This window comes from Dyadobacter fanqingshengii (assembly GCF_023822005.2).
Classification (GTDB): domain Bacteria; phylum Bacteroidota; class Bacteroidia; order Cytophagales; family Spirosomataceae; genus Dyadobacter; species Dyadobacter fanqingshengii.
Window position 1 is genome coordinate 617,498 of the sequence record NZ_CP098806.1, and the last position, 26,287, is coordinate 643,784.

28 protein-coding genes and 1 tRNA gene are annotated in these 26,287 nt (G+C 44.2%); 10 read left to right on the forward strand and 19 right to left on the reverse strand.

Annotated elements, in window-relative coordinates; all coding sequences use genetic code 11:
• Together NFI81_RS02575 and NFI81_RS02580 are read right to left on the reverse strand one after the other, a co-directional pair.
• On the reverse strand, window positions 1-879 hold the full coding sequence (locus NFI81_RS02575; RefSeq protein ID WP_234614442.1) for a cyclase family protein: 879 nt from the start codon (window positions 877-879) through the stop codon (window positions 1-3).
• A gap of 98 nt (window positions 880-977) precedes the next feature.
• Window positions 978-1,763, reverse strand: a complete 786-nt coding sequence (locus NFI81_RS02580) for a 3-keto-disaccharide hydrolase (protein ID WP_234614441.1) — start codon at window positions 1,761-1,763, stop codon at window positions 978-980.
• A gap of 410 nt (window positions 1,764-2,173) precedes the next feature.
• Between NFI81_RS02580 and NFI81_RS02585 the strand changes: the two genes are divergently transcribed.
• Complete coding sequence (locus tag NFI81_RS02585) at window positions 2,174-2,551, forward strand: hypothetical protein (protein ID WP_234614440.1); 378 nt, start codon at window positions 2,174-2,176, stop codon at window positions 2,549-2,551.
• A gap of 51 nt (window positions 2,552-2,602) precedes the next feature.
• On the opposite strand, the gene NFI81_RS02590 is transcribed toward NFI81_RS02585, so the two are convergent.
• On the reverse strand, window positions 2,603-4,978 hold the full coding sequence (locus NFI81_RS02590) for a S9 family peptidase (RefSeq protein ID WP_234614439.1): 2,376 nt from the start codon (window positions 4,976-4,978) through the stop codon (window positions 2,603-2,605).
• A 45-nt stretch (window positions 4,979-5,023) separates the two neighbouring features.
• Complete coding sequence (locus NFI81_RS02595) at window positions 5,024-5,302, reverse strand: hypothetical protein (protein WP_234614438.1); 279 nt, start codon at window positions 5,300-5,302, stop codon at window positions 5,024-5,026.
• Window positions 5,303-5,467: 165 nt separating this feature from the next.
• Between NFI81_RS02595 and NFI81_RS02600 the strand changes: the two genes are divergently transcribed.
• Entirely contained in the window at window positions 5,468-7,969 is a 2,502-nt protein-coding gene (locus NFI81_RS02600) for a M1 family metallopeptidase (RefSeq protein WP_234614437.1), read from the forward strand.
• A 25-nt stretch (window positions 7,970-7,994) separates the two neighbouring features.
• Here the strand turns inward: NFI81_RS02600 and NFI81_RS02605 are convergent, their stop codons facing one another.
• Window positions 7,995-8,378 carry a VOC family protein gene (locus tag NFI81_RS02605; protein WP_234614436.1) on the reverse strand — a complete coding sequence of 128 codons (384 nt, stop codon included), beginning with the start codon at window positions 8,376-8,378 and terminating at the stop codon, window positions 7,995-7,997.
• Window positions 8,379-8,547: 169 nt separating this feature from the next.
• Complete coding sequence (locus tag NFI81_RS02610; RefSeq protein ID WP_234614435.1) at window positions 8,548-9,360, reverse strand: AraC family transcriptional regulator; 813 nt, start codon at window positions 9,358-9,360, stop codon at window positions 8,548-8,550.
• Window positions 9,361-9,456: 96 nt separating this feature from the next.
• Here NFI81_RS02610 and NFI81_RS02615 point away from each other — a divergent pair, with 96 nt between their 5' ends.
• A complete protein-coding gene (locus NFI81_RS02615; RefSeq protein WP_234614434.1) occupies window positions 9,457-9,957 on the forward strand; it encodes a DinB family protein in 501 nt (166 codons plus the stop codon).
• On the opposite strand, the gene NFI81_RS02620 is transcribed toward NFI81_RS02615, so the two are convergent.
• The 3 genes from NFI81_RS02620 to budA all read right to left on the reverse strand — a co-directional run bounded on the left by NFI81_RS02620 (window position 9,954) and on the right by budA (window position 12,407).
• Window positions 9,954-10,586, reverse strand: a complete 633-nt coding sequence (locus NFI81_RS02620) for an HAD family hydrolase (RefSeq protein ID WP_234614433.1) — start codon at window positions 10,584-10,586, stop codon at window positions 9,954-9,956. The genes NFI81_RS02615 and NFI81_RS02620 overlap by 4 nt on opposite strands.
• Before the next feature lie 68 nt (window positions 10,587-10,654).
• Complete coding sequence (locus NFI81_RS02625) at window positions 10,655-11,677, reverse strand: alpha/beta hydrolase (protein WP_234614432.1); 1,023 nt, start codon at window positions 11,675-11,677, stop codon at window positions 10,655-10,657.
• 37 nt (window positions 11,678-11,714) lie between these two features.
• Window positions 11,715-12,407 carry an acetolactate decarboxylase gene (budA, locus tag NFI81_RS02630; RefSeq protein WP_254410608.1) on the reverse strand — a complete coding sequence of 231 codons (693 nt, stop codon included), beginning with the start codon at window positions 12,405-12,407 and terminating at the stop codon, window positions 11,715-11,717.
• A 369-nt stretch (window positions 12,408-12,776) separates the two neighbouring features.
• On the opposite strand from budA, the gene NFI81_RS02635 reads away from it, so the two are divergent.
• The 6 genes from NFI81_RS02635 (at window position 12,777) to NFI81_RS02660 (ending at window position 18,818) form a co-directional block, all read left to right on the forward strand.
• Window positions 12,777-13,985, forward strand: coding sequence for a dipeptidase (locus NFI81_RS02635; protein ID WP_234614430.1), 1,209 nt, complete (start codon window positions 12,777-12,779; stop codon window positions 13,983-13,985).
• Between the two features lie 123 nt (window positions 13,986-14,108).
• Entirely contained in the window at window positions 14,109-16,118 is a 2,010-nt protein-coding gene (gene glgB, locus NFI81_RS02640) for a 1,4-alpha-glucan branching protein GlgB (protein ID WP_234614429.1), read from the forward strand.
• Window positions 16,119-16,232: 114 nt separating this feature from the next.
• The gene (locus NFI81_RS02645; protein WP_234614428.1) at window positions 16,233-16,916 is read left to right on the forward strand and encodes a hypothetical protein; all 684 of its coding nucleotides are present in this window, start codon (window positions 16,233-16,235) and stop codon (window positions 16,914-16,916) included.
• Window positions 16,917-16,938: 22 nt separating this feature from the next.
• A complete protein-coding gene (locus NFI81_RS02650) occupies window positions 16,939-17,610 on the forward strand; it encodes an NUDIX hydrolase (protein WP_234614427.1) in 672 nt (223 codons plus the stop codon).
• Window positions 17,611-17,715: 105 nt separating this feature from the next.
• A tRNA-Arg gene (locus NFI81_RS02655) sits at window positions 17,716-17,790 on the forward strand.
• A 245-nt stretch (window positions 17,791-18,035) separates the two neighbouring features.
• Complete coding sequence (locus tag NFI81_RS02660) at window positions 18,036-18,818, forward strand: site-specific integrase (RefSeq protein WP_234614426.1); 783 nt, start codon at window positions 18,036-18,038, stop codon at window positions 18,816-18,818.
• Between the two features lie 108 nt (window positions 18,819-18,926).
• Here the strand turns inward: NFI81_RS02660 and NFI81_RS02665 are convergent, their stop codons facing one another.
• The 8 genes from NFI81_RS02665 to NFI81_RS02700 all read right to left on the reverse strand — a co-directional run bounded on the left by NFI81_RS02665 (window position 18,927) and on the right by NFI81_RS02700 (window position 23,051).
• Entirely contained in the window at window positions 18,927-19,361 is a 435-nt protein-coding gene (locus tag NFI81_RS02665; RefSeq protein ID WP_234614425.1) for an SAM-dependent methyltransferase, read from the reverse strand.
• 26 nt (window positions 19,362-19,387) lie between these two features.
• Window positions 19,388-19,756 (reverse strand): VOC family protein, encoded by a 369-nt coding sequence (locus NFI81_RS02670; RefSeq protein WP_234614424.1) that lies wholly within the window; start codon window positions 19,754-19,756, stop codon window positions 19,388-19,390.
• Window position 19,757: 1 nt separating this feature from the next.
• Window positions 19,758-20,165: a VOC family protein gene (locus tag NFI81_RS02675; RefSeq protein ID WP_234614423.1), complete on the reverse strand. Its 408-nt coding sequence runs from the start codon at window positions 20,163-20,165 to the stop codon at window positions 19,758-19,760.
• Window positions 20,166-20,785: 620 nt separating this feature from the next.
• Window positions 20,786-20,929 (reverse strand): hypothetical protein, encoded by a 144-nt coding sequence (locus NFI81_RS02680; RefSeq protein WP_234614422.1) that lies wholly within the window; start codon window positions 20,927-20,929, stop codon window positions 20,786-20,788.
• Between the two features lie 52 nt (window positions 20,930-20,981).
• Window positions 20,982-21,464, reverse strand: coding sequence for a DUF4385 domain-containing protein (locus tag NFI81_RS02685; protein ID WP_234614421.1), 483 nt, complete (start codon window positions 21,462-21,464; stop codon window positions 20,982-20,984).
• A gap of 9 nt (window positions 21,465-21,473) precedes the next feature.
• The gene (locus NFI81_RS02690) at window positions 21,474-21,863 is read right to left on the reverse strand and encodes a VOC family protein (protein ID WP_234614420.1); all 390 of its coding nucleotides are present in this window, start codon (window positions 21,861-21,863) and stop codon (window positions 21,474-21,476) included.
• A 62-nt stretch (window positions 21,864-21,925) separates the two neighbouring features.
• Window positions 21,926-22,453 carry a hypothetical protein gene (locus tag NFI81_RS02695; RefSeq protein WP_234614419.1) on the reverse strand — a complete coding sequence of 176 codons (528 nt, stop codon included), beginning with the start codon at window positions 22,451-22,453 and terminating at the stop codon, window positions 21,926-21,928.
• Window positions 22,454-22,643: 190 nt separating this feature from the next.
• Complete coding sequence (locus tag NFI81_RS02700) at window positions 22,644-23,051, reverse strand: VOC family protein (protein WP_234614418.1); 408 nt, start codon at window positions 23,049-23,051, stop codon at window positions 22,644-22,646.
• A 354-nt stretch (window positions 23,052-23,405) separates the two neighbouring features.
• Between NFI81_RS02700 and NFI81_RS02705 the strand changes: the two genes are divergently transcribed.
• Window positions 23,406-24,122, forward strand: a complete 717-nt coding sequence (locus tag NFI81_RS02705) for a spheroidene monooxygenase (protein ID WP_234614417.1) — start codon at window positions 23,406-23,408, stop codon at window positions 24,120-24,122.
• 22 nt (window positions 24,123-24,144) lie between these two features.
• Here NFI81_RS02705 and NFI81_RS02710 read toward each other — a convergent pair whose 3' ends face one another.
• Window positions 24,145-24,810, reverse strand: coding sequence for a carotenoid biosynthesis protein (locus tag NFI81_RS02710; RefSeq protein ID WP_234614416.1), 666 nt, complete (start codon window positions 24,808-24,810; stop codon window positions 24,145-24,147).
• Window positions 24,807-26,276 (reverse strand): 1-hydroxycarotenoid 3,4-desaturase CrtD, encoded by a 1,470-nt coding sequence (gene crtD / locus NFI81_RS02715; RefSeq protein WP_234614415.1) that lies wholly within the window; start codon window positions 26,274-26,276, stop codon window positions 24,807-24,809. Before crtD ends, NFI81_RS02710 begins: the two co-directional genes overlap by 4 nt.
• Between the last annotated feature and the right edge of the window lie 11 nt (window positions 26,277-26,287).

Consider the following 26,287-nt stretch of genomic DNA (forward strand, 5'->3'; position numbering starts at 1 on the left):
TCATGCCATTGTTGCAAACGCCCGAACCGGAAAAGTGCCCACACCTTTGAATTTGGGGGGAACCGCACTGAAAAGATAGCCGGCTTCGGGCAACGCTTCCAGGTTACACATGTGCTCAACAATCAAAATTTCGGCACCCAGTAAAATCGTGTGAACGGGTCGGCTGTTATGACGCGTGTCGTCAATATTATGGCTGTCTATGCCCACCAGTTTCACACCGCAATCGAGTAGATATTCAGCCGCTTCACGATTAATGAATGGATGATTTTCAAAATATGTATCTGTATTCCAATGCTTTGACCAGTCTGTCCTGACGATGACCGCTCTGTTTTTGATTTCTTTGTCTTTGAAATAATCCACACCAATTTCTATTACTCCGACAGCATTGATCGTGATTGCGTCCAGGTTGGCAAAAGCTTCCAAGCCCACTTCGGACAAATCTTTTCCGTGCGCATATCGGTGAAACGGGCAGTCGATATAAGTGCCTGTGTTACCGACCATTTCAATTTTACCGATTTGGAATTCGGTCCCTGCTTCATATTTCCCTCTTGAATCGTCACGGCTCAGAAAATCGCAGATAATCGGGGCAGGGAGTCCTTTGTAGGTAATGAGACCGTCAAAAATCGTGTGGCTTAAATCGATCAGTTTTTCTGAGACAACTGCGTTGACAGGCTTGCGCTTATGCTTTTCCTGTATGTAAAATTTGTTCAGAATATTTACTTTCCCCACCATGAGCAAGCGGAGGTCCTCAATAATGTAGTCTGCTAATTCCTGATCGGAAATGGTGTCACCCGCAATGTCGAGCCTGAAATCCTGACCCTGAATGCCGCCGCCGTTGGTAAATTCAATGGCAAAATCAAAAACGACTCTGTGTTCCATATTTTCTTGAAGGCTTCTTTTTTGCAATTAAGCCATAAGCTTTGCCAAAAAAAATGCCTGCCCGAAATTTTCGGACAGGCATTTTTTGAGCAGTATTCTTAAAAATCAGTGTCTGCTTTATCCAGCGTCATATCTTTCACCCAGATGTTGCGATAGTAAACGTCGTGGCCTTCTGATTGCAGTTTTAAACCTCCCGGCGTGTCCGAAATCCCTTTTCCACCATCGTTACCGCCGTCAATGCCCGAATTAGGCCCGCCCCAAACCTGGCTGATCTGTTGGTTGGTATGGACCTTTTTACCATTAAAATATAATGTTACCATAGGCTTTTCAACCAGTTTTCCATCCTTGAAGCGCGCCGCCCTGAACAGAATGTCGTAAGAATTCCATTTGCCAATGCCGTTATAAGCAGCATATGGCGACTTGGATTCATTGATCACCGCCGCCATTCCGTGGGAAGTGGTGTCTCCATCCAAAACCTGGATTTCGTAACGGTTTTGTAAATAAACGCCGCTATTGCCACCTTCTTTGGTGATCAAAAATTCGACATGTGCGCGGAAATCTTTGAATTGCTTCTTGGTAACAATATCGGCAGAACCATATTTGCCCCCAGCCGACGCCGGGTCATTGCAATTGATCACCGTTCCCTTATCAACAGGATCATTCACAACAGTCCATTTGATAGGAGGCTTTGCCGAAAAGCGCGGGCCCTCCCAATAGATCCATTTTTCATCCAGCATTTTGCGACTGCCATCCAGGAAAACTTCCGCTCCCTGCGGCGCCTTTGTTCCTACACCCACTTGCGCGTGCGAAACAGCAGCGAATGACAGTGCGAGTACGCCCTGAACTGTGACAAAGGTCTTTATCCGAGAAAATATCTGCTTCATTTAGATCAGGTTAAGTAGTAAGCGATGTATGTTATCCGACTATCGTTCGGCATGGGATATAAGGCCGGCAGTTTTTGTAAATACTCTTTTTGCTAGCCTTTTGTTTTGATGTAGAACAAAAGCCACAGCTAAAAATGACGTATAATAACGTAAAAATCAGCCACTTCCACACTCTTAGCACTTTCAGGAATAATATTGCGCATTTCGTTGATGGAACAGTTCTTTATCACTTCATCATAGAATATTGAAGTACATATTGAATTGTTAGGAGGCGACAGATGATGGATAACACACATATCTCAAATAGTGTAAGCACGGTAACTAGCGTATTTGCAACGAGAACGGATGCAGAAAATGCATATAAAGCATTGTTAAAATTAGGATATGAAGCGGGGGAGATTACCCTTATCATGTCTGAAGAAACTTGCGAAAGACTTTATCAATACCATGACTCGGATTTTGATGACAATCGAAAATTCGGGATAGGAAAAGGTAAAAAGCTACAGGTAACCAGGATCTCGGATGCTTTGGATGTGTTTGGTAGTTTTGTGGCGATTCCGGGACTGGCACTTGTAGTGGCAGGAAAATTAGATGAAGGTGGCCAGCGGGCAATTGCCAGCACCGTCCTCTCCGATGAGTACGCTACCTATTTTCAGAGACGGATTCAGGAAGGCGAAATCCTGATTGACTTCGGTCTTCATAACATAAAAGAAAGAAACCTGATTATCAACTTGTGGGAAAATTATGGGGGCTTTTCGCTGATCAGAGATGTTAGCAATGCTGCATAGGAATGTTTGAACTTGAAAATGCCGTGTTGGGAAACCAACACGGCATTTTTTTTATAATTTCTCCTCAAAAAGCTTCAATATCCGCTTGTATTCATCGGTCCAGGAGGAAGCTTCCACAAATGCGTGGTCTTCCATCGGATAGGAAGCCAGCTCCCAGTTATTTTTGCCCAGCTCGATCAGCCGCTGCGATAATCTAACGACATCCTGATAATGTACATTGACATCCACCATGCCGTGACACATTAATAAATGGTTTTTGAGGCCAGCTGCATGATAAATCGGGGAACTTTTCCGGTAAGCCAGGCTGTCCGACTGTGGTTCATTCAGGATGTTGGCCGTGTAAGGATGGTTATAAGCAGCCCAGTCTGTCACAGGTCGTAATGCAGCTCCGGCGGCGAAAATATCTGGTGTTGTAAAAAGGCCCATTAAGGTGATGAATCCGCCATATGAGCCTCCGTAAATGCCAATTCTCTTGGGATTAATGCCGTAATTTTTGATCAGCCATTTTGCTCCATCGGTGTTGTCCGTCAGATCTTTGCCGCCCATGAACCTGTAAATGCCTGTGCGCCATTTGCGACCGTAACCTGAGCTTGCACGATAATCCAGATCCAGCACGGTGTAACCCTTGTCTACCAGCATGTTATTGAACATATATTCCCTGAAATACTGGCTCCACCATTTGTGCGCATTTTGCAAATAACCCGCTCCGTGCACAAAAATGACCGCTTTACCATTCGATTTTTTAGGCTCATACACCCGCGCGTAAATGTCTTGACCGTCCGTTGCCTTAATGGTGACAACCTTTGCTTTTCGCCAGGAATACGACAAAAATTCATGGGAGACAGATTTAGTAATCTGTTCAGGCTGAGTGGTTTTTGTGCTTGAAACAGCAGGGTTGTCCATTACAAATAATTCCCATGGAGCATTGCTCTGCGAATAGCGAATGGCTAGTTTGGTTTCATCCGGCGAAAGTGTAACCTCATGTGCGCCAGTTTGTTGCGTAATGCGCAACCGCTGGCCGCCTGTTACGGGCATGCTGTAAAAGTGCTGCTCGCCCGGGTGCACTTCGTTGGTTATGAGGTAAAATGTCTTTTTGTCTGTGGAAAGATCAACATGCTGGACTTCAAACTTCCCGGATGTCAGCGCCGTTTTTTTGCTGCTTATGACGTCCAGACTGTAAAGATGCGAGTAACCCGTTTCCTCACTTTGAAAATAAATGGTGTTGTCATTAATGAACCCGATTTCCCCGGAGCTCATCGGATATCCGCCGATGCCCGGCCCGCCGATCCAGGCTTCGTCCCGCTGGCGGTCGAGCAATTTTAGTGTTAATGTCTCCGGCTCAAGCGCCATAATCCAGCGGTCTTTGGCGTCCAGCGAGCGAACGATAACGACCGCATTTTTTCCATTATCCGACCAGAACGGCCCGTTAATGACAACCTCGCGTTCCTTGTTTTTCCATGCAGTGTCCAGTCTGGGATAATCTTTGAGATAATCCGGTTTGTCGCTGATGCCTGGAATGTTCTTTACGCTAACCTTTGCTGTTGTGTCTTTTTTTACATTATAAACCCAAAATTCCGCATCAGAATCCGGCGCGCCAACTTTGGTTCTCCCGGAAATATCTTCTGTAAAACCAGATTCGGTAACATAATTGGGCACAATTGTCGACTTCGCAGATTTGTTTGTTTGAGTCAATCTGTAAGTAATATATCGCCCATCCGGACTGATTTCCTGGTTTGAGACATTCTTTTCGCCAAGATAAATCTCCTTAGGATAAGCCGCCTTTTCAGCATCCGTTATCTTTTTGCCCGCATCCTTTTTCTCTTTTCTTTCCTTTAAAACCTCAAACATTGCGAGCTGGTCGTCCTTCAAGAATTTTTCCTGATCATTCAGCTTTGCATCAGCTTTTTTTGTTCCTGTTTTAAAATCAGTCAGTTGGCTTAAAAGTCCGTTGTCCAGCGAAATGCTGAACAGGTTCATGCCCCGGGTAAAAATCACTTTCTGATCATCGCCGCTGAACGTCGGGGCACTTTCTCTTTCGAGGGTGTTGGTCAACTGCCTTATTTTGAAGTCCGTTTTAGAAATCAGGAAGATATCGCCATTCTTTTCATAGAGCCGCTGCGTTTTTTGTTTATTGAGAACATCACTTTTAGCTGGCAATGTTCTGCGGTCAGCAGGCGCTATCTTATTTGTTTTTTTGGAAGATAAGTCGTAGCCATAAAGCGAATCGGCTGCATTTTTATCCGGATTCCAGTTGAAATAAATCGTTTTACTATCCTCCGACCAGGAAATTTCCGTCGGCGAAGTCCCGATCCATTTCTTAGGATCACGCATTATTTTTTCAACAGTAAGCGGACCCAGGGTTTGGGCCTTCAAAGAATAGGATAATAAGTAAACGGCAAATAGGGAATAACGTAAAACTGGATGCATGAAAACCGGTTTTGTGAAGTATGATTAGAAAATAAATCGGCAGAATTAAGAATGATCATGATAAGGAATCGCCTTAATCAACCTGATATTGTTATATTCTTCAATCACAATCGTGTTTTCCTCAGAAATTATCCCGCGTTTTATCCAGTTGCTTACAGTTTGCGTGTTAGGAATGTTGAAGCGTTTGCAATATTCTGCAATGGTAATCCAGTCGTGCAACTCGTATTTCTTTCCGTTTTTAGACAGATAATTTTTTGCTTCTTCAATTGCCTCGCGGCTTTCCGACAACAAAGTTGTCAACTCGTCGGATTTTGATTTTGCCATTGTTTCCATATCGTTTGTTGTGTTTTAGACATTAAAATTTGTCATTCACAGGTGTGTACAGTTAAAGTTGATAAATATAAACAATGTTACGATGCGTAACAAGCCTTCAATGGCGTAAATTTAAAGCGCTAAATGCTATTTTTGGCGCGTACCATTAATTCACTCATGAAAATTTCTTGCTGGCTTGCCTTGCTAATTGTGCTTTTGTTTCAAATGGGTTGTACGGACCATGCGTCTGAAATTCCAGAGAAAGGGGTTAGTTATCAGTTGAATGAGCGGCGGAAAAACACGATTGACAGCATTCGGTACAACATTCAGCTTGACATTCCAAGTAGCAAAAATGAGTCGATCAAGGGGATTGAAACGATTTCATTTAACCTCAATGCACTCGATTCGGCATTGGTTTTGGATTTCAATTCTGATAGCACACATATTATTTCGGTTCAATCGGAAGGGGAGGAAATTGAGTTTGAGGTTGCAAACCAGCACATTGTAATCGGGCCGGGCGGCCTAAAAAAAGGCAGGAACACATTGACGATCGGGTTTATAGCAGGCAATCTTTCCCTCAATAGGAGCGAAGAATATTTATACACGCTTTTCGTCCCCGACCGCGCGTCAACCTGCTTTCCGCTATTCGATCAACCGAATTTGAAAGCGACGTACGCATTAACATTAAGCATTCCCGATGGCTGGGAGGCAGTTTCGAATGGCAGTTTGAAATCAAAAACTACGCGTAGCGGCAAAGGCGTTTTCCAGTTTGCAGAAACCAAACCCATCAGCTCCTACTTATTTGCTTTTGCAGCAGGCAAGTTTTTCAAAACTGAAAAAACGGTGAAAGGCAGGTCGATGACGATGTATTATCGCGAAACAGATTCTGCGAAAGTGGCGCGAAATGAGAATGAAATATTTAATCTGCATGCCAAGTCCCTTTCCTGGCTGGAAAATTACACTAGCATTCCCTATCCGTTTGAAAAGTTCGATTTTGTGCTGATCCCGTCATTCCAATATGGTGGCATGGAGCATCCGGGTTCTATTTTTTACAATGAGTCGGCCCTTATACTGGATGAAAATGCGTCGGTTAACGAGAAAATGGCGCGTGCGAGCGTGATTGCGCATGAGTCGGCGCATATGTGGTTTGGCGATCTGGTGACTATGGATTGGTTCAATGATGTGTGGCTGAAAGAAGTTTTTGCCAATTTCATGGCGGCGAAAATCGTCCACCCAAGCTTCCCCGAGATCAATCACGAACTGCGCTTCCTGCTGGCACATTACCCCAACGCTTACGAGGTCGACCGGACAGCGGGAACAAACCCAATTTTGCAGGATTTGGGCAACCTTAAAAATGCCGGAACATTATACGGAGCCATTATTTATATGAAAGCTCCGATTGTCATGCGGCAATTGGAAAGGAAAATTGGCGGGAAGTTAATGCGTGAGAGCCTGGGAGAATATTTGAAAAAATACGCATACCGAAACGCCCGCTGGGACGATCTGATTCAGATTATAGATAAAAAAACACCGCTCGACATTGCGGATTGGAGCCGTGTGTGGGTGAAAACTCCCGGAATGCCTGAGTATGCCTTTTCAAATCAGCCGGAAGCAAAATGCATTCAAAAAAAGGATTCTGTTTCAAATCGGACATGGCAACAACCGGTTGGTTTTAAGCATGTGAAGTCTGGCCAAAAAGACCTTCACTTTCCAAATCCAGACGGGACTGGTTATGGTTACTTTCAGATCGACAGCGCGAGCACATCCTATTTTTTCAAGAACTATGACAAACCTGGCGACTCGATTTTTTCCAAACCCGTTTTTCGCGGCGCGGTGCTGGTTAACGTTTGGGAAGGTTTCCTGCGGGGCGATGGGCCGGAGGCGACCGTGCTTTTAAACCATGTGCTGCAAGCATTAACAAAAGAAAAAGATCCGCTGCTGACAGATTATTTGCTGGGACGTTTGCAGAGCCTATGGTGGTCATTTTTAAGCGATGAGCGCAGACACACATATCAGCCGGAGGTTGAAAAAGTGATCTGGAACCTGCTGAACGAGACGAAAGATAAGGGAATAAAAAAATCGTATTTCCGGACATTCAGAAGCGTTGCGCTCAGCGAAGACGCTTATCAAAAAATGGAGTCACTTTGGAATAAGACGCTCGTTATCAAGGATCTTACGTTATCAGAAGAAGACAAGATTTCGTTGGCTTATGACTTGGCAATCAGGGGGAAAGGAGATGTGAAGGCCATTTTGCAAACACAGCTCGACAGCACCAAAAATCCCGATCGCAAGGCGCGAATGCAATTTGTAATCCCATCGTTGAGCCCAAATGAAACGGAACGCGATGCGTTTTTTGAATCCCTGAAAAAACCTGAAAACCGTGAGAAAGAAGCTTGGGTGCTGGACGGGCTGTCAAATCTGCATCATCCGCTGCGGTCGGCAAGCGCCATCAAATACTTACGGCCATCCCTGGAAATATTGCAGGAAATCCAGCTCACAGGCGACATTTTCTTCCCAACACGCTGGACGAATACCACATTTTCAGGACACTCGTCCCGGGAGGCGACCGACGTCGCTACAAAATTCCTGAATGAGCATCCTGACTATCCTTACTTCCTGAGAAACAAAGTGTTGCAGGCCATTGACATGCCGCAAAGGGCAGCGAGGTTGAAGCGGTAAATGCATACTTCAACCTCGCCTTTGATTATTTTTCCTGAGTCGGGGCGTATTTTACGAGGTCAATGCCAATGCCGTTCGGATCTGCAATTGCAAAGTGGCGGTCGCCCCAGGGCTCGTCCCTAAGGTCAATTTTTATGTCGGCTCCCTTCTTTTTGAGGTCATTGTAGAGCTTGTCCACGTCCTCAACCTCAATAGTCAGGAACATTCCTTGTCCCGTAAATGGCTGATGAAAAAGCGGCTGCTGGGAAGGGTGTTCGGGCAACAGGAAGCTGATTTCGGCCTCACGCCCGGGCGTATGCATGAGCAGATAAAACTCGTTTTCGAATGTGACGCCAAAGCCGAGTGTTTTGGTATAAAAGGCTTTTGTTTCGGCAATTTTAGAAGTGACAATTCCTGCGTTCAGTTTCATTTTTCCGGAATGTTTAGTGGTTGATTTTGTTTGCGAATAAGCGTTTGCAGAGAGGCAAAACGCGGTCAGAATAATTAGTAAGCGCTTCATTTTCCTGGCTATTTAGGTTAATAATACGCTACAAATTTCCCTGAAACGGCCACCGTAACATTGTAAAAATCGGACATAATCACCTTCCAAATGCCTTTCCTGGTGTGATGCCGTACAAATTCTTGAACTCCTTGATAAAATGCGCCTGATCGTAGTAGCCGTCAAAGAATAACTTATTTTCCCTCAAACTTTGCTGGGAAGGTTTCGCGCGGAGAATGTTCTGAAACCTGACAACCTTGCTGAATGTCTTGGCTGAGTCGCCTATATAATAAGAAAAAAGTCGCCGCAACTGGCGCGGACTGATGCCGGTATCGAGATCAGTTTCCACATTGATGACCCCAAAGTTTTTCAGGATCAGGGATAATGCGTTGTAAAACCGATGGTCATGATCCAGTCTTACATTCGCTAGGAAATCGATGAAATAATCGTCGAAAAGTGATTTGATCGCAGGTGCTGAAAGATTGCTGTCGAAATGCGCTGATATGAATTTCGCGGTTTCCGGGATCACCAGTTCCAGTTGCTCGTAACGATTACTCAGCTCCGCAGCATTGATCCGGAAAAGTTGCGGAAACATGGTTGGCAAGAAGCGCACGCCTACGTAGTTAAAGGTATTTTCGAGCGGAAACTCAGTATATTTTTTACAAAAACCCATTACATAACTATCCGCGGGATCCGTCAGCTCAAAGAAAATATCGATGCAACCATCGGCGACTACGCGGTAATGAAATGGTTCGTCCAGCGTTTGGGAAGTTTGGAGTTGCCAGTAACAGTAAATGTAGTTTTGAAGACGCAAATCGGGTAAGAATTCAACGTAATTAACATGTTTTGCCGACTGCTTTACAGTAGGCTGAATAGGCTTGTAAAGCTGTCTTATATCCGCTAACTCCCTCAAAATTGTACGTTTTAGTTTTAGTAATGCGCTGAATGTCCGATCGTTAAAAAGAGCCGGGCATTATTTTTTTGTTTTTACAAATAAAAAATAAACGCTATGGAAAACAAACTTTTTGCAACTGCCTACATCCAGGAACTGGAAGCAGAGTACACGTCCACGAGGAAATGTCTCGAAAGAATTCCTGAAACAGTGTACAATTTCAAACCGCATCCCAAGTCCATGGAGATGGGTTACCTCACATTGCTGGTCGCCGAAATTCCGCTTTGGGTGGCGGTAATGGTGGAAGAAGGCGAAATTGATTTCGTGACTTTCAAACACATGGAAACACGAGAAAGAGAGGCCGTCGTAAGGCATTTTGACGAGAATGTTGAACGTGCAAAAGCTGCTTTGCAAAATGCGACAGAAGAGAACCTGACAAAAGAATTCAAGCTCAAAAACAACGGCGAACTGTTATACGCACAGCCGATGATCGCCGCCATAGGGTCAACGATTAACCACTGGGTTCACCATAGGGGCCAACTAACCGTTTACATGCGACTGAACGACATCGCAGTTCCTTCTATTTACGGCCCGTCAGCCGATGATAAGGGTTTTTAGCTAACCCTTTCAAACCGTTCTTTTTTCAAATCTTCCAGGATTTCTTTGGTCGATTCGAAACCTGTGTGCTGGAAAGCGCGCAAGCCGAGTTTTTTGGCCATGTTGGCAAACATAATGCGGTCATCGAAATACACACATTGACTGGGCGTTGCCTGTGCGATGCCCATTGCGAGCTCAAAAATGCGCGGGTCAGGCTTGCGCATTTTGACCTCGCAAGATGAGATAAAGGCATCAAAACAGGTGTGAAGCTTGAATTTCTGAACGCGGTAATCGTTCAGTTCTTTGCCTTCGTTATTGATTGAAATGATGCGGAATCCGCAATCTCTTTTCCATTCTTTGAGCCAGGCAAGCATTCCCGGAAGTTCCACAGACTGCGCATACATGAACTCCTTAAAATCCTCCCGCACAAAATCCCTGGGATGGTTGAAGATCACCGTGTCCAGATATTGATCCAGGTTAATGCTGCCGATCTCATAAACATTGAAAATGAAATTATGAAGCTGGTCCATTTCCTTATAATCCAGCCCAAATTTTTCGGCGGCAAGCAACCGGGATTCATGCCCCCAACCATTGCTCAGCAGCACGCCGCCGATATCGAAAAAGAGAATTTTAAGATCGCTGATCTGCATGGTTAACAAGATGTTTTAATAAATAAATATCCCCCGCAATATATTCATTTTCACGCTGCCTGATTTGGTTACTTCACGTTTCGCTTTGCCCAGTTGAAGATTGTGGAATACACTTCTTCCCTGACTGGTTTTCGTGATAGGATAAGGTCGTGCATGCCGCCCTGGACAGCTTGAATGCTGTATTGACCAACGATATTTTGTGCTTGTTTGGCTATTTCCTCGACATTGAGAACGGCGTCCCCCGTAAACATGACTTCGCTCCATTTCTTCTCTTCAATGGATTTGGCCGAATGAAGAACCAGAACAGGTTTGTTGATTTGTAAACCCTGAGACAATTTAAGTTGACCCATATGGATAGCCCTGATCCAGCCGAAGTTTACGGGTGGCGCAATATGTGGTTTCCAGCCAAGATTATATGTCCACTCTCCGTGCGCATCTTTGTGCAAACTTTCTCCATATAAAGGGCTTAGCCCGGCGCTGATAGTCGTTTCCGGATGTTTTTCAGCCCTTTTTACAATAACGGGAATGGCTGTTTTTTTCAAAACCGATTTAACATTCAAATCAAAAAACGGGCTGTTCAGCAAGATCGCGTCAAACATTTCTTTCCCATTTTGTTCGGCCGCATACAAGGATAAAATCAAGCCGCCGGTAGAATGTCCGCTCAGCAAAATTTTGTCCGATCCTTCGTTTTTAATGATAGTCAAAACCGTGTCGATGTCCGCGAAATACTCGGAAAGGTCACGTACATTGTTAAACTTCTGATTGGCCAGATACGACCGTCCATACTTGCGTAAATCGACCGCGTAAAAATTGTAACCTTCTTCAATGAAACGCTCGGCCATTTCTTCCTGGAAAAAATAGTCGTTGAAGCCATGCACATAAAGCACCGCCTTATCGCTTTTTTCGGGTGTTTGTTTCTTAATAACTGTGCACGTTACACTTCCTTCATAATCAGAAGGTTGTACAATAGTGGCCTGCTTAAAGCCGTGCCCCAGAATGTCGGCGAAGTAAGTAACTTGTGCATAGGCAGAGCCGCATCCTGAGAGGGTTAAGGCGCAGCATAAGAGTATGTTTTTGGATAAAAAATACATAATGATCAGAAATCTCCATCGGGCCGGAAATATAAAATTACTCGATTTTTTTCAGTTCAGCACCGCGGTCCGGTTTTAGGTTCACATTCAAAAACTCCGCATTGGTGTTATTTTCAATGGTAAACCCTTTCGCAAAGTCAATTTCAACCGCCACCGAATTCGTATTAAACTTAAAAATGTGACCGCCAGCCTTTAAATCGTCAGCCAGGTAATGCAGATGGAAGCCCGGAACATTGGTCCTGGCCAGATAGGGCGGTAGCAGGAATCCAACGCAGGTGCCGGTGGTGTTATTGTAGTTGAAAAGCTTTTGATGTTCACCTAAATGTGCCGTCAGCGTGCTGTAGGGAGGTTTTGCCGGACTGGCTGCACGGGTCGTCATGGAGGAAAAAGAGCCTGTTATTTTAATTGCATAGATGGTGTTGGCATTCAGTTTCTCAACCAGATATTCCTGCAATTTCTCATAGCTTAAATTCGGCTCATTGAAATAAATTGTCGTGTCGGCTTTGAAAAACTTGACAAAGGCAGCGGAAGTGCTGTCGCTATCGGAAACCTCTTTTACACTGCCGTCCGCGCTCATTTTATACACTTTTCCTTTCAGCATGATGAGCTCGCCGTCCACTTTATTGAACGTGCCGACGCCGAAATCGCCCCTTGGTTTTAAATCTCCGACCCTCAGATTGCCATCAAAAACGCCAGCCATTAAAGCATCGATGATTGAATATTGGTACATAAAATCTTTATCGGAATTTGGCCAGGAAGCCGGCATTCGGGCAGAATGACAAGATATCAGGAAAATAGAAAAAATAGAGGCCGACAAGATGGACAGCACACGGTCATGGATAAAATTATTCTTCATTATAAATAATACGGCGATCGTTTAAGTTAGGGCCTTCGCGCTCAGTTAAAACGCAAAATAAAGTTCGTCTACTCACAATGACCAAATCCATCGGCTCCGGCATAGTCGCTAGCAACACCTGAATAGAACCCTGCCGTTGTTATTTTGTAGAAAAGGAAGGAAAGCCTGCGCATAGTTGATATTTTAGAAAAAAAGGCTCAACTTAAAATCAGTTACAAATCCCTTAACCAATCACTCCTTAAAATGAAGAAGCTTCTACTCATGCTTACCTTGCCGGTGCTTTCATTTGCCCAGACCACGGGCGTGACCATGTCGCCCAAGGCCGCGAAGATCCATGCAAACGCCCTCACCATTGACACCCACGCCGACGTTCCCATCAATATGATGAAGCCGGGTTTCGACATTGCGGTGGAACATGATTATGAAAAAGATCGCTCTCAAATCGATTTTCCAAGAATGATCAAAGGCGGAATGGATGGCATGTTCTTCGCCGTCTATCTGGGTCAGGGCAAAAGGTCCGAAGAAGCAAACGCAGAGGCTAAGCAAAAAGCGTTGGCGATTTTTAATAAAATTCACGAATCAGTTAAACTGAATCCAGCTGTGGCGGGTATCGCAACAACTTCAAAGGATGCTTACAGATTGCAAAAAGAGGGGAAGCGTGCCGTGTTTATCGGTATGGAAAATGGTTGGCCGATCGGGAAGGATTTATCCAGCATTAAACAATATTACGATCTCGGCTTACGCTATGTCACCCTTTCGCATTCATCCAACAATGATATATGCGATTCCTCAACCGACGGTGATGGCCCGGAACACAATGGTTTAAGCGCTTTTGGTGAAGAAGTTGTGAAGGAAATGAACAAGTTAGGCATGATGGTAGACATTTCCCACGTGTCGGATTCTACCTTTTATGACGTGATTAAGCTCACAAAAGCACCAATTATCGCATCTCATTCCTCGTGTCGCGCATTATGTGACGTTCCGCGTAATATGACAGACGATATGATCAAAACTTTGGCAAAAAACGGCGGCGTAATCCAGATCAATTTCGTTCCGGGTTTTGTGAAAAAGCCTTCTCAGCCGCACGAAATGTCATTGAAAGCATTGCGCTTGAAAATCCGCCAGACCGATTTATCAGATGCAGATAAAAAGGCGTTGCGCGACGAAATGAAAGCCATTAATGAAAAATACAAGTCGGACATGCCAACGCTTAAAGAAGCCGTGGACCACATTGAGCACGTGATCAAGCTTACTTCGGTGGATCATGTGGGCATTGGCATGGACCTGGACGGGGGTGGAGAGGTGATCGGCCTGCACGATGTAAGCCAGATTGGCGGCATTACGGAAGAGCTTGTACAGCGAGGTTATTCTGCAAAGGAGATCGAAAAAATTTGGGGAGGCAACATCATGCGCGTTTTGGATCAGGTGGAGAAAGTCGCGGGCACAATGTAATATGCCGCTGTATCTGACGGATTTAGCAATTTGGGTTAAAAAAATATATACATTTTAAGAAATAGTTTAATAAAATTGTAAATCTTACATCCTCATAGAAATTATTAAAATTGTGTATTGCAAATGGCTAAGTTAACTGGTAAAAAAAAGACAGACTCAACTTCTGATCCTGCTGAGGGCAAGTCGGACATTATCCGGGACCGAGAGTTGAATGCGGTAGAAACGATAAGCCGTTTTACAGATTTTGATATACACCTCTTTCGCCAGGGCAAGCATTTCAAGCTTTACGAAAAGCTGGGCTCTCACGTCATGGAATTCAAAGGCGTTACCGGGACCTACTTTGCAGTCTGGGCGCCTAATGCTACTTATATATCAGTTGTTGGGAATTTTAATGGCTGGAACCAGGGCGCACATTCACTCGCGCCGCGTTGGGATAGCTCGGGGATATGGGAAGGCTGGATTCCGGATGTGGGCGTAGGGGAGGTTTATAAATATTATATAGTAGCCGAAAACGGCCAGTCTCAGGAAAAATCAGATCCTTTTGCACTCTGGTGCGAAGTAGCGCCGCGTACGGCTTCCATTGTGTGGGATACCTGGTACGAATGGGGCGACTCGGACTGGATGAAGATCCGCAAAGAGAAAAATAAGCTCAATGCGCCCATTTCGGTTTATGAAGTCCATTTAGGTTCATGGCAGCGTGACCCGTCCGATCCTGAAAGGTATCTGACTTATAAAGAAATTGCAGTGTCCCTGGTTCCCTATGTAAAGGAAATGGGTTTTACGCACGTAGAGCTGATGCCCCCTATGGAGCATCCTTATCCGCCATCATGGGGTTATCAGATTACCGGCTACTTTTCCTGCGCCTCCCGAATGGGCACCCCGCAGGAGTTGATGTATCTCATTGATCAGCTTCACCAGGCTGGAATCGGCGTTTATGTGGACTGGGTTCCCTCGCATTTCCCGGGTGATGCGCATGGACTTTTCCGTTTCGACGGCACCTCGCTTTACGAGCATGAAGATCCGCGCAAAGGTTATCACCCCGACTGGAAAAGCTATATTTTCAACTATGGCCGCAACGAAGTAAGGTCGTTTTTGATCAGTAACGCTATTTTCTGGCTCGACCGCTATCATATGGATGGCCTTCGTGTTGATGCCGTCGCTTCCATGCTGTATCTGGACTATTCCAGAAAGCACGGCGAATGGATCCCGAATGAATTTGGCGGAAGGGAGAACCTGGAAGCGATTTCATTACTGCGTGAAATGAATGTGGCTGCCTATACCGAATTCCCTGACATTCAAACCATTGCAGAGGAGTCAACTGCGTTTCCTGGCGTGTCGCGTCCTGTGTTTGTAGGCGGGCTGGGCTTTGGGATGAAATGGATGATGGGCTGGATGAACGATACATTGAAGTATTTTGAAAAAGACTCCGCTTTCCGTAAATGGCACCAGGATCAACTGACATTCAGTCTGGTATATGCATTTTCGGAAAATTTCATGTTGCCATTCTCACATGATGAGGTGGTTTACGGCAAGAAATCGCTGATCAATAAAATGCCTGGCGACGAGTGGCAGAAGTTCGCGAATTTGAGATTAATGTTCACCTATATGTTTGCGCATCCTGGTACGAAGCTCATGTTCATGGGCTGCGAATTCGGGCAAACTTCGGAATGGGCTTTTCAGCAGAGCCTGGATTGGCACTTGCTTGAAAATCCAATGCATAAAGGAATGAAGGACTGTGTGACTGCTTTGAATAATTTATACAAAACAGAGCCCGCCCTGTACGATTTTTCATTCTCCCACGATGGTTTCGAATGGATCGACACGCAGGACCGGGAAAATTCAGTTTTGGTTTTTGCCAGAAAAGCAATGGATCCAGCTCAAAATGTGGTCGTCGTGCTCAATCTGACGCCTATTCCGCGCATGGGTTACCGCGTGGGCGTGCTCACGGAGGGCAACTGGCAGGAAATCTTTAATTCGGATGCAGCAGAATTTCAGGGAAGCGGCGTTATTAACGCCGGGGCTGTCACCTCGGAAGCGCATCAATGGCATGGCAAAAGCAATTCGGTAATTCTGGACTTGCCGCCTATGGGAGCGATCGTTCTCAAGAAAAACGCAGCAACAAGACGAATATAACAAGTTTTCGGCCGTTTACTTAAATTGTCAGCATACTTAAGGCAGAGAAGCAGATCTCTGCCTTATTTTTTTGTACATTTTTTTACCTTTGCCCATCACATCATTTAAAAATCAATGAAAAGCTTCCGATTAATAGTACTTTTTATTTTTCTTGGTTCAATTCAGGGTTTTGCACAAAGTCTTTCCCGTGTAACGTCGGGCATTGATCTGGGGCTTGGATATCAGGAAAACGAATGGGTTCCGGCAGCTTTGTATCATCAGGAATTGAGTCTGGCCAATTTTCAATGGTTCAGAATAGGTTGGGGCGTACGGACGTGGGGATATTACGCAGGGAGAACGAATCTATTACCAAAAGACAATGCTTTATCAAGGGATACACTCGAATTTGGGCGGTTAACGGCGAATGGTGTTAGTTTTATTCTCGGCGCAAACGTCAAATTGTGGCGGTTCGACATTGGCGCTAACACAGATATTTTCGGCATTGCATTTGGATTGAGGAGAAATGGATTATATACAAAACCCGGTTTTTCAGAAGGAGAGGGCGCCAAATATTATAATGCTTATGTGAAAAGCAACCCCAGCACACTGAACCTTCTGCCGCTTGCATTGGATAACCAGAACGGGAATTCGGAAGTATTTCTCCGTTACTGGATCACGGACCGCATTGGCGTAAAGCTAGCCTATATGGCAGGACGGATCACCTACGCGACCGAAGCTAAACTGGACAACGGGCAGAAACGTTTCAGCAAAACCTACGGCGTTCCCAATCTTTCGATTTCGTTCCCATTGTACAATTGATCAGCACACATTTATTCCTGTCATGAGCGAAATGCTGACCGATTCCCATAAATACAAACTCTGGAAGGGCAAATTAGAAGGCAACGGCCTGGACATTCACCGAGTTGATGAACTTTACAGCCGCAGGAATGGCAATGGAGAAGTGCTCTTTTCATTGTTATACACAGATGCGACCACTCCAGAAGGCAACAAAATTCCGCCTATTTGTTTTCTGAAAGGCGAGGTCGTCAGCGTATTAATCTGTTTTATAGACGTCGATAGCCGCGAAAAGTATTTGTTACTAGTTCAGCAAAGAAGGATTTGCGACGGATCAATGACCTTCGAACACCCTGCGGGAATGCTCGACAGTGAAAGCGATGCCGCCGCAGTCGCCGCCAGGGAAGTTTTCGAAGAAACCGGCATCCAGGTTCAGAAAGATCAACTGACAAAGGTGAACGAACAGCCTTTTTATCCCTCCACCGGCACCAGCGACGAAGCCATGTACATGTTCTACTGCGAGCTGGAACTGACCGCCCAGGCGATTCATTCTTATCATAACCAGACCCAGGGTTTACTTTCCGACCATGAGTATATCAACACCCAGGTGGTTCCGTTCGCAGAAGGTCACAAGCTGATTACCAACGTGAACGGCATTTTACTCAATTATTTGTATCTCAAAGGCGTCCAGGACTGGGATCTTTTGAAGCAACTTTAAATGACGTCGCTAACGGAAATTTCCAAAACATTTCTTTCTGCAATTGGTCATAAATCAAAATAGCGGCTATATTTGCACCCCATTACCGGCCCCAAGCCACCAGAAGCACCCATAGTTCAATGGATAGAATTTCGGTTTCCGGTACCGACGATATGAGTTCGAATCTCGTTGGGTGCACCAGATAGCTCATTAAAATCAATCAAAACCCTGCAAATCAACGATTTACAGGGTTTTTGTTTTTTGAGAAAGTGTCAAAATATGCATTTTTTAGCAAAATTCTGGTGAGTAATTCGGGAGTCAGCTCTGAAAGCGGAATCGACTCACCAGACATGGTGTAACGTATTGTATAACAGCTGGTTCACCTCGTAAACATCTTGATTTTTTCAAACTGCAAACCTACTTTTATTCACATAAAGAAGTATGTTATGCTTAGTAAAACATTTAATCTGCTCTTTTATTTAAAGAAGCCCAAGAACTATTTAAATGGCAAGATGCCTATTTACCTACGCGTCACGACAGATGGCTCTCGTTTTGAACTGGCTGCAAAAAGGGATTGCGAGCCAGAAAAATGGAATTCAGTATCTGGAAGGGTAGCTGGCACAAAACAGGATGTGCGGAGTTTAAATGCTTATTTGGATAGTTTACAAACGAAGGTCTATGAGGCGCACCGAACATTGATCGATTCCGGCAAAGAGGTTACGGCAGAGTCGATAAAAAATCTTCTATTAGGCATCAATGATCATCCTAAAATGATCTTAGAAGTTTTTCGGGAACATAACAATGAGATGCATGCGCTAATAGAAAAAGACTTTGCGAGAAGTACTTATAACCGTTATGAAGCTGCATTGCGAAATGTTGAGGAGTTTTTACTTTTTAAGTATAAGGTCTTGGACGTAAGTCTTGATAAATTGGACTACGGTTTGATCTCGGCCTATGCATTCTATTTAAAAGGGAAAAGGAATATTTCTCACAATACTACGATGAGGTACCTCGTATATTTCAAAAAGATCGTACTGCTCTGCGTTAAAAATGGATGGGTTCCCCGCGACCCTTTCATTTTTTGCTGTTACACCGGGCTGTCTTACGTGGACGTTCAGAAATTGAAGAGGTCGGAAGTTATTGATGGCTTTGACGGAAAAAAGTGGATATCAATAAAGAGACAAAAAACTGATACGCCTTCCAAAATTCCTTTGCTACCAGTTGCTTGAAGAAGGATAACAATTTCTAACTTCTAACAGTCTCCCAGCTTGGTATTACCATTGATTTGTTCCAGGATGTTTTCCGCTTTTGAAGAAAGTTTCATTGCTATGTTCTGATTACCGGTCCCTAATATCAAGCAGCTTCAACGGATTTCCGCCGTCGATGTAAAGTTTACCATTTCGTTTTAGAGCTTTCCGGATTTTTTCAATAGCCTGCCTCTCTATTTCGGGATGTCTTCCATCCAGCGCACCCACTCGAACCGAAAATGCGAAATCGAATTGTTCTTCGCCCGCTTGAAGCTCAAAATTTTCGATTGATTCGGTACGAAACGCCAGCACTCCGGAAGCAATTTCTGCTTTATTATTTTCGATAGCCTGCCTGATAGCCTTGGATGAACGATCAATTCCCAGAACGCTGCCACCTGGAACACGTTTGGCAACTTCGCGGGCGGCTGCGCCCGACCCACAGCCGATTTCCAGTATTCTCATACCTTCTTTTAACGGCAGTGCATCCACAATTTCTTGAAGTCGGCTCGAAAGCTTATTGGCCATAACTTTTCGATTTTAGTTGCCCCAGATTATTCTCTGTTTTTCACAATATAGACTGAGCCAGCCGGATCGGTGATCCAGTGCATATTATCAGGAAGTTCTTCCAGTTCGTCACACGTTGCAATACCGTGGGATTTCAGATATTCAGTTGCTTCCGCGACATTTTCGACATTGAGCTCCAACCAGGTTTCGGAATGCGTATAATTATCGACGCAGTCCAGCCACATGACATTGTTGCCGAAGCTAACCCGGTGTGTTCTTGAAACTGTTGGATTTGTAATAGGCCGTTCTTCCACGATGAGTTTGAGAATGTCTCGATAGAAATGAACTGTGGCTTCGTATTTAGCTTTCGGAATCTTCACGGCAATGTTGATGCCGCCTTCGAATTTGATATCCATTTCAATTACTGCTTTTCATTTGTTCAACCGCATTCCACCCTTCTGGAGTAATTCCCATGATCTCGGTGACTGCCCCAATTGTTTCATAAGTATTGAAAAATGCCATTCTCGCAATAGGATGATCCACTTCACTGATGATTTCATATCCTTTTGCCTGAAATTTCCCGACGACCTCTTCGAAATCGCTAACCGAAATCCTGTATGCGAAATGCTGTGCTCCGCCTGCTGGATATTGATTCAAATAATCATGAAACATGCTTTGACCCGCTAAGGGCTGAACGAGTTCTACGAAAGTTAGACCATTGTACGCCTGCGTGGTGAGCCATTCTGCGGCCACCACCTCGCCTCGGTAAGTCATGCCTAGGTGCTGCGCACGAACTAGCTCAGGCAGGAAAGGTGGGGATGCCAAGGCTTTTAGAAAAGAATTCCGCAGCCGCGTGAATATCTTTCACTACCCAGCAAATCTGGGCAAATTCAAGTTTTGAGATAATATCGTCAATGCCTTCCATATAAGTACATTCTTGGATTGATGGTTTACAAAACTATCAATTGCGGCATTGACAATTGTGGGGGATTTAAGACAACAGCGAGGGTGGATCGGGACGTTGTTGTAAATGCTTGAGTTATAAACTGTTTATTCAATATTTAAATGACGGCTAAATGTTAGCCAATTATTCATCTAAATAAATTAAAAAAACTCATTAAAACTCTATGCCTTTATGCCAGCAATTATATAGTTTGATTTCCTAAGATCTATAAAAACCGTAAACGATTAAGGCCACCAGTATTGATTCTGTGATCCAGATTGTGCGCTTGTTGGAATGCGCGATCCGGCTAATTAGCCAATGGCCTCCTAAGCAGACAGCCATGATAAGCAGTCCAAGAACAATTTCGAGCGGATAGTCTCGCTTCTGGTCTGGTGTTCCATAAGTACATAAAACAAGCCATGCAGAATTTCGTAAAGACCCAATAATGCTCCCAGCATCAGCGGAGTAATCCAGGTCAGCAAGTTTTTAATACTCATACCTGTCATGATAGCTTCTTAATTGCAGCCACAATCTTTTGTTCCTGCCTGCTTTCATTCGGTTGCGACAAAATCGTATTGATTATTTCTTCCTGCTCGTCATTTGGCAATGCTTTGAATTCTTTTTGAAGGCCAGCATCATTTTTCATTTTTAAGCAGTGTTTTCATTTTCAGGTTTACTCCAAATGTAAACTCTTTTGATCAGCCGAATTTACGCTTCCATTCCTTTTTCATTTGCGCATACTTTTCATTGCTTTCTACCTGCTTCCATTTGGCATAAAATATAGCAGCAGCCTCCGCCTTCTCTTGTTGCCCGGTTCCTTTTTCAAGAAGTGCGTAATCGTTGTCTTTATCGTATTTCTTTCCTCCCTTATAATTGGCATAACGCCGTGCCCTGGTAAACCCCATTTGCAAATATTTCCGTGCCATATCTGCGCCTACAAAATCATGTTGTTCCACGTAAGCTAGGAACAGTTCATAAATTTTGTTGCTGCTTTCCTCAGCAATTGCCTTTGTTTTGAATCGCCAATGTTTTCCTATTTCGGATTTGTATGGTTCACATATCAATACACCTTGTTCACCTTTGCCAACCCGATAAAGTGCCGGCTGTTTTTTGTAATCGATATCGGGCTTCCACTCGTAAGCTTGATTATTGAAACCCAGGTAAGACGGTTTATCTGCCATTCGCTTTTTTTAGTGAAGAGGACATCCAATTTCCCAAATGTGCCCAAACGGATCTTTGAGCTTTCCGATTTTCCAATCTTCTTCAACCGTGACTGGACAAATTTGGGAAGCTCCGGCCTTCAATGCATTGGCGAATATTGTGTCCGGATCCGACGTTGTCAGGATCATTCGGACAGGCGATCCTCCTATTGTTACTGGACTAAGATTATCAAATTCCGGTTCCTCATCCCCAATCCAGAAGTCTGCATTGCCTATTCCAATTCTCGCATTTGTTCTCCCATCGTTGGTATACTTTTCCAATATAGTTGCATCAAATGCTGCTTCGTAGAAAGCGGCTGCGCCCAAGGCATTGCTGACCACAAGGAAAGGTGTAATGTTCAGTTTTATGTCCGCGCTCATAATTAGATTTAGAAATTTATTTCTAATAATCAAAACCTTGGTACCGACAGATAGATCTGATCTTAAACAAATTCGACGGGTCGTTTGTCTTTTAAAGAATCTAATACTGCTTTAAATACTTTGGCCTTTTTGATTGCAAGGTGTCCATTAGGTGCCCAGAATGTTCCGTAAAGATTATCGCTGAGGTCAACTGGCATTGTCTCGCCAATCCTATTCAAATTACGCATTAACATATCAACACTAAGTTCGTCAAGGTTACCGCTAAGATCATCTATTAGTTCAATGCCATTTCGATTATTATTAAAGCTAACCATGTACGGTGTTAAGCCAACATCGACTAATCGTTTGTACCGGTCCGTTTTGAGTTTATTTGTGGATTTCAAAACCGGCCTGAGCCCAACACCACCCTCTACAAATGCATTCACGCGTTTGACCAAATTTAGAGCACTGCCGAAATCGGAAAATGCAGCTGCTGGTTCGTCTGCCCTGTTAGCGAACGCGGCAATCACCCATACAAATGTTGGATCGTCAATCTTAGTAATGTCAGAGGTTGTAAGTCCTACGCTATGATAAAGTTCTCGCGTAGTCATTGGGAATTTGGTAGTCATAGCGAAAAGTCAGTTTGATGATGAATGAACAGTTGAGATATTTAAAGTATCAAATTAATGATCTCAAAAATATCTAAACAGCGTCTTAAATTCAAGTGGCTGCGAGAAATTTTGTAGATCTAAATATTGGTTCGAGAATTAGACATCGTCGATTATCTATTGGAGCTCGGGACTAGGTTAACGGCTTAAAGATTTCCCAATGATGACCAAAAGGATCTACCAGATGGCCCAATCTGTACCCGTAATCCTGATCGGCGACGGGATAGATAATTAATGCGCCCGCGCCTATTGCACGTGCAAATAACTGGTCAGGATCTACGACCTGCAATCCAATCCGCACAGGTGTGCCGTGCAATTTCTCAGGGCTGAAAAGGTTGTGCTCTTCCGACTCATCTGCAACAACAAACCTTGCGCCCATAATCTCCAATTCGGCGACTGTGGATCCATCCGGATCAGTGTTGGACATAAGAACAGTGGCAGCAAATGCTGTTTGATAAAATGTAATGGCGCCAGAGCAATTTCTAACTGTTAGTGTTGGGACAATGACTGCTAAATGCGGGCCGAGTTGATGTAAGTTCATAATTTCTTTTTACCACAATAGTATGCTAAAAAGTTTGAAAACAGTAGCCGTATATTAGGTCAACCCGAGTGGGGATTGGCTTAATACCGGATTCTAAAATAAGCTCATTTTTGTAACCGCTTGGAGCTGTCTAAAAATTCGGTTGTATTTCTGTACTCTTCGATACGTTGACCCGTCCTAAAAAGCATTGACAATTACTTATTTTCAAGAAAATGCTGTCAGCATAAAAGTCAGGACCGCATATAAGGCATTTTTTGATTTCATAAAATTCTCGCGGTACATTCACGTGGTCAAATATTTTCTGTCCTAATGCAAATGGAATCGATTTCTTGATTGGCTACTTTATCATTTCTAATGAGTTCCATCACTACGCTTACTTTATTTCGGTTTCAGAATTCACGATCTAAAATGTGGGCTTTCGGGCAAATGCAGTTTGCACATGCATATATCAGCAAAACGCCCGGGTTGCAATTTTACAAACTCATGGGCAGCGGTCGCGAGCCGGGTTTTAGCCCATTGCCCGACTGGGGTGTATATGCCATGCTGGGTATTTGGGCCAACGAGCAATGCGCTGATCATTTTTTTAAAGATGCTGAAATTTTTAAGCGATACCAGGCGCACAGCAGCGAACAGTGGACCATCTACATGAAACCCATACAAGCCAAGGGCCTTTGGTCAGGACGTAATCCATTTACCCCCTCAACAGATTTGGATGATGACAACCCGCTTATTGCAGTAATTACGCGTGCAACCATTAAGGCGGGTAAACTGATCAGATTTTGGGACTATGTTCCTACATCTCAGCGGCCCATTGTGCAAGGTTGTAAAGGGCTGATTTATACCAAAGGAATTGGCGAAGCACCGCTGGTTCAGATGGCCACTTTCAGTTTATGGGAAAATATAGATGCGCTGAAAAACTATGCCTACAATAGCCCCGAACATCAGGAGGCCATCCGGAAAACCCGAAAAATAGATTGGTACAAAGAAGAGTTATTTGCGCGTTTTCAGCCTTACCGATCAGTAGGAACCTGGGGTGGTGAAAATGTTTTGGCTCCCTATTTAAACCATTGACGCTTTGCTTAATGGCTTATAGCTATTTTGTAGTTATTTGTTGCATTGCATAGAAGAAGACGAAAAATAGAACCTGAGACGCAAAGTGATGTAACGGTAGCGGATACTTTGCTTGAGGTACGGAATTTTTTACAAGCACCTGCAATATCAAGGAAACCACAAACCAGTCTATGTAGTTGCGTAACGGTGCGTAACCTGCATCCCAATGCCAGTAATCGAATACCGAAGCCACAGGTTCGATAAAAAAGTCGAGCGCAACCATTAGCGCAGCTCCGCAAACAGGTGCCATCCATGGGTTACGTATAAAACGCTTTGCGATAGTGGCTGTTATAAAAGTAAGCACCACCCAGTTGATGCCAATCAGCAGGGGAACGTTAGCCAATTTAGGACCCATATTTTCACCGTACCAATAGTCTCCGAAAAGAAAGCCAGTATTGACTCCAATCATTTCAACGCTCATTCCGATGATGTAAACAAGTGACCAGATTAAGATGCCTGGCCAAACATTTTTCAGCGGAAAATTCCAGTATAAAAGTGCCACGCCAAGCAGCAGGTTGAATGGTGTTTTCGGCAAAAACCAAGCGCCATAACCTAGCCATATACCAATCATGCCTGAAATGGTTACCAGCCATATTGCAAATATAGAACTGTTGCTTTTCACAACCGAAAATGATAGTTCGTTATTCATAAATCTGAAATGATGAGCTTTGAAGTAATCTTTGCAGAATGCATGCACAAAGGAATACCGCCACCGGGGTGAACGGATCCTCCGCAAAAATAAAGTTGTTTTATTTTGTTTGAAAAATTGGGGTGTCTAAGGAAGGCCGCAAGTTTAGAATTGCTTGCCGCACCATACAATGCGCCACGGTAACTGCTCGTTCGTTTTTCAATAAGCGGGGGTGTTAACACATCTTCTGTCATGATCAGTGCTGCAATGTCGGTGCCGAGCAGGCGGTTTAATTTGCTGATGATATTCTGGCGCGCCTGGGCCACCAATGCTTCCCAGTTTTGACCATAATCTCCCGGGGCATTAATCATCACAAACCAATTTTCGCATCCCGGAGGTGCGTCACCCGAAGTTTCTTTACTGCTAATGTTGATATAAACGGTAGGATCATTGAAAAGCGTTTTATGTTCGAACAAATGCGCAAATTCCTGCTGATAATCGCTGCTGAAAAATATGTTGTGCAAGTCCAATTGATCAAACGTACCGCGAATGCCCCAATAAAATATCACTGCAGAACTTGATCGCTCCTGCCTGAGCGTGCGCTCAGGGTGCGGTTGTGATGCCAACAGCTTTTTATAGGTAGAAAATATGTCCATGTTTGACACAATGCAATCTGCAAAATGCTGGCTGCTTGCCGTTTTAACCCCAACTGCCTTATTCTTCTCAACCAGTATTTCTTCTATTTTTTGGTTAAAATGAAATCGGATGCCTTGTCGAAGTGCCAGTTGATACAGACTGGTAGTGATACTGTGCATACCGCCATTTGGATAATAAGCGCCCAGGTAAAGTTCAAGATGTGGAATCATACTCATGATACCGGGTGTGAGGTACGGTGATGAGCCATTATAAGTAGCATAGCGGTTGAATAACTGAACCAGATGCGGCTCACCGATGGCTGCTTCATTAAGCGCATCCAGACTAATGCCCAAATTCATTTCCGATAGGTGAGCCATGGCCTTAAGTGTATCCACAGAAAAATAAGTACCCATTTTATGCAACGATTTCTCAATGAATAAAGAAGCGGTAAGCTCATATTTCTTCTGGCCGTTTTTCAAATAAGCTAATATCGTTGTGGCTTCAATACCAAATTTGGCCGCAGCCTCTTTTGCAAAAACTTCGCGATCGGCATCAACAGTAAAGCGCATGCCATCTTCCCAAAAATAGTTGCACACCGACTTCATGCGGTGATACTGAAAAAAATCAGTTGGTTGTTCACCAAAAAGTTCGAAAAGCTCAGTAATAAGTTGTGGCATGGTGAAGAGCGAAGGCCCCGCATCAAAACGGTAGCCGTTTATTTCGAAAGCATGTAGCTTGCCACCGGGATAATCGTTGCTCTCAAATACATTCACTTCAAAGCCTGCGGCCCGCAGATGCAGTGCAGTAGCAATGCCAGCTATACCTGAACCAATAATAATTGCTGATGGCATTTTCAAAGATG

What these genes read in the sequence shown, in the direction of transcription:
- NFI81_RS02575 (WP_234614442.1), bottom strand. Translation starts at nt 879, where the DNA reads ATGGAACACAGAGTCGTTTTTGATTTTGCCATTGAATTTACCAACGGC.
- NFI81_RS02580 (WP_234614441.1), bottom strand. Translation starts at nt 1,763, where the DNA reads ATGAAGCAGATATTTTCTCGGATAAAGACCTTTGTCACAGTTCAGGGC.
- NFI81_RS02585 (WP_234614440.1), top strand. Translation starts at nt 2,174, where the DNA reads ATGTCTGAAGAAACTTGCGAAAGACTTTATCAATACCATGACTCGGAT.
- NFI81_RS02590 (WP_234614439.1), bottom strand. Translation starts at nt 4,978, where the DNA reads ATGCATCCAGTTTTACGTTATTCCCTATTTGCCGTTTACTTATTATCC.
- NFI81_RS02595 (WP_234614438.1), bottom strand. Translation starts at nt 5,302, where the DNA reads ATGGCAAAATCAAAATCCGACGAGTTGACAACTTTGTTGTCGGAAAGC.
- NFI81_RS02600 (WP_234614437.1), top strand. Translation starts at nt 5,468, where the DNA reads ATGAAAATTTCTTGCTGGCTTGCCTTGCTAATTGTGCTTTTGTTTCAA.
- NFI81_RS02605 (WP_234614436.1), bottom strand. Translation starts at nt 8,378, where the DNA reads ATGAAACTGAACGCAGGAATTGTCACTTCTAAAATTGCCGAAACAAAA.
- NFI81_RS02615 (WP_234614434.1), top strand. Translation starts at nt 9,457, where the DNA reads ATGGAAAACAAACTTTTTGCAACTGCCTACATCCAGGAACTGGAAGCA.
- NFI81_RS02620 (WP_234614433.1), bottom strand. Translation starts at nt 10,586, where the DNA reads ATGCAGATCAGCGATCTTAAAATTCTCTTTTTCGATATCGGCGGCGTG.
- NFI81_RS02625 (WP_234614432.1), bottom strand. Translation starts at nt 11,677, where the DNA reads ATGTATTTTTTATCCAAAAACATACTCTTATGCTGCGCCTTAACCCTC.
- budA (WP_254410608.1), bottom strand. Translation starts at nt 12,407, where the DNA reads ATGTACCAATATTCAATCATCGATGCTTTAATGGCTGGCGTTTTTGAT.
- NFI81_RS02635 (WP_234614430.1), top strand. Translation starts at nt 12,777, where the DNA reads ATGAAGAAGCTTCTACTCATGCTTACCTTGCCGGTGCTTTCATTTGCC.
- glgB (WP_234614429.1), top strand. Translation starts at nt 14,109, where the DNA reads ATGGCTAAGTTAACTGGTAAAAAAAAGACAGACTCAACTTCTGATCCT.
- NFI81_RS02645 (WP_234614428.1), top strand. Translation starts at nt 16,233, where the DNA reads ATGAAAAGCTTCCGATTAATAGTACTTTTTATTTTTCTTGGTTCAATT.
- NFI81_RS02650 (WP_234614427.1), top strand. Translation starts at nt 16,939, where the DNA reads ATGAGCGAAATGCTGACCGATTCCCATAAATACAAACTCTGGAAGGGC.
- NFI81_RS02660 (WP_234614426.1), top strand. Translation starts at nt 18,036, where the DNA reads ATGCTTAGTAAAACATTTAATCTGCTCTTTTATTTAAAGAAGCCCAAG.
- NFI81_RS02665 (WP_234614425.1), bottom strand. Translation starts at nt 19,361, where the DNA reads ATGGCCAATAAGCTTTCGAGCCGACTTCAAGAAATTGTGGATGCACTG.
- NFI81_RS02670 (WP_234614424.1), bottom strand. Translation starts at nt 19,756, where the DNA reads ATGGATATCAAATTCGAAGGCGGCATCAACATTGCCGTGAAGATTCCG.
- NFI81_RS02680 (WP_234614422.1), bottom strand. Translation starts at nt 20,929, where the DNA reads ATGAAAAATGATGCTGGCCTTCAAAAAGAATTCAAAGCATTGCCAAAT.
- NFI81_RS02685 (WP_234614421.1), bottom strand. Translation starts at nt 21,464, where the DNA reads ATGGCAGATAAACCGTCTTACCTGGGTTTCAATAATCAAGCTTACGAG.
- NFI81_RS02690 (WP_234614420.1), bottom strand. Translation starts at nt 21,863, where the DNA reads ATGAGCGCGGACATAAAACTGAACATTACACCTTTCCTTGTGGTCAGC.
- NFI81_RS02695 (WP_234614419.1), bottom strand. Translation starts at nt 22,453, where the DNA reads ATGACTACGCGAGAACTTTATCATAGCGTAGGACTTACAACCTCTGAC.
- NFI81_RS02700 (WP_234614418.1), bottom strand. Translation starts at nt 23,051, where the DNA reads ATGAACTTACATCAACTCGGCCCGCATTTAGCAGTCATTGTCCCAACA.
- NFI81_RS02705 (WP_234614417.1), top strand. Translation starts at nt 23,406, where the DNA reads ATGAGTTCCATCACTACGCTTACTTTATTTCGGTTTCAGAATTCACGA.
- NFI81_RS02710 (WP_234614416.1), bottom strand. Translation starts at nt 24,810, where the DNA reads ATGAATAACGAACTATCATTTTCGGTTGTGAAAAGCAACAGTTCTATA.
- crtD (WP_234614415.1), bottom strand. Translation starts at nt 26,276, where the DNA reads ATGCCATCAGCAATTATTATTGGTTCAGGTATAGCTGGCATTGCTACT.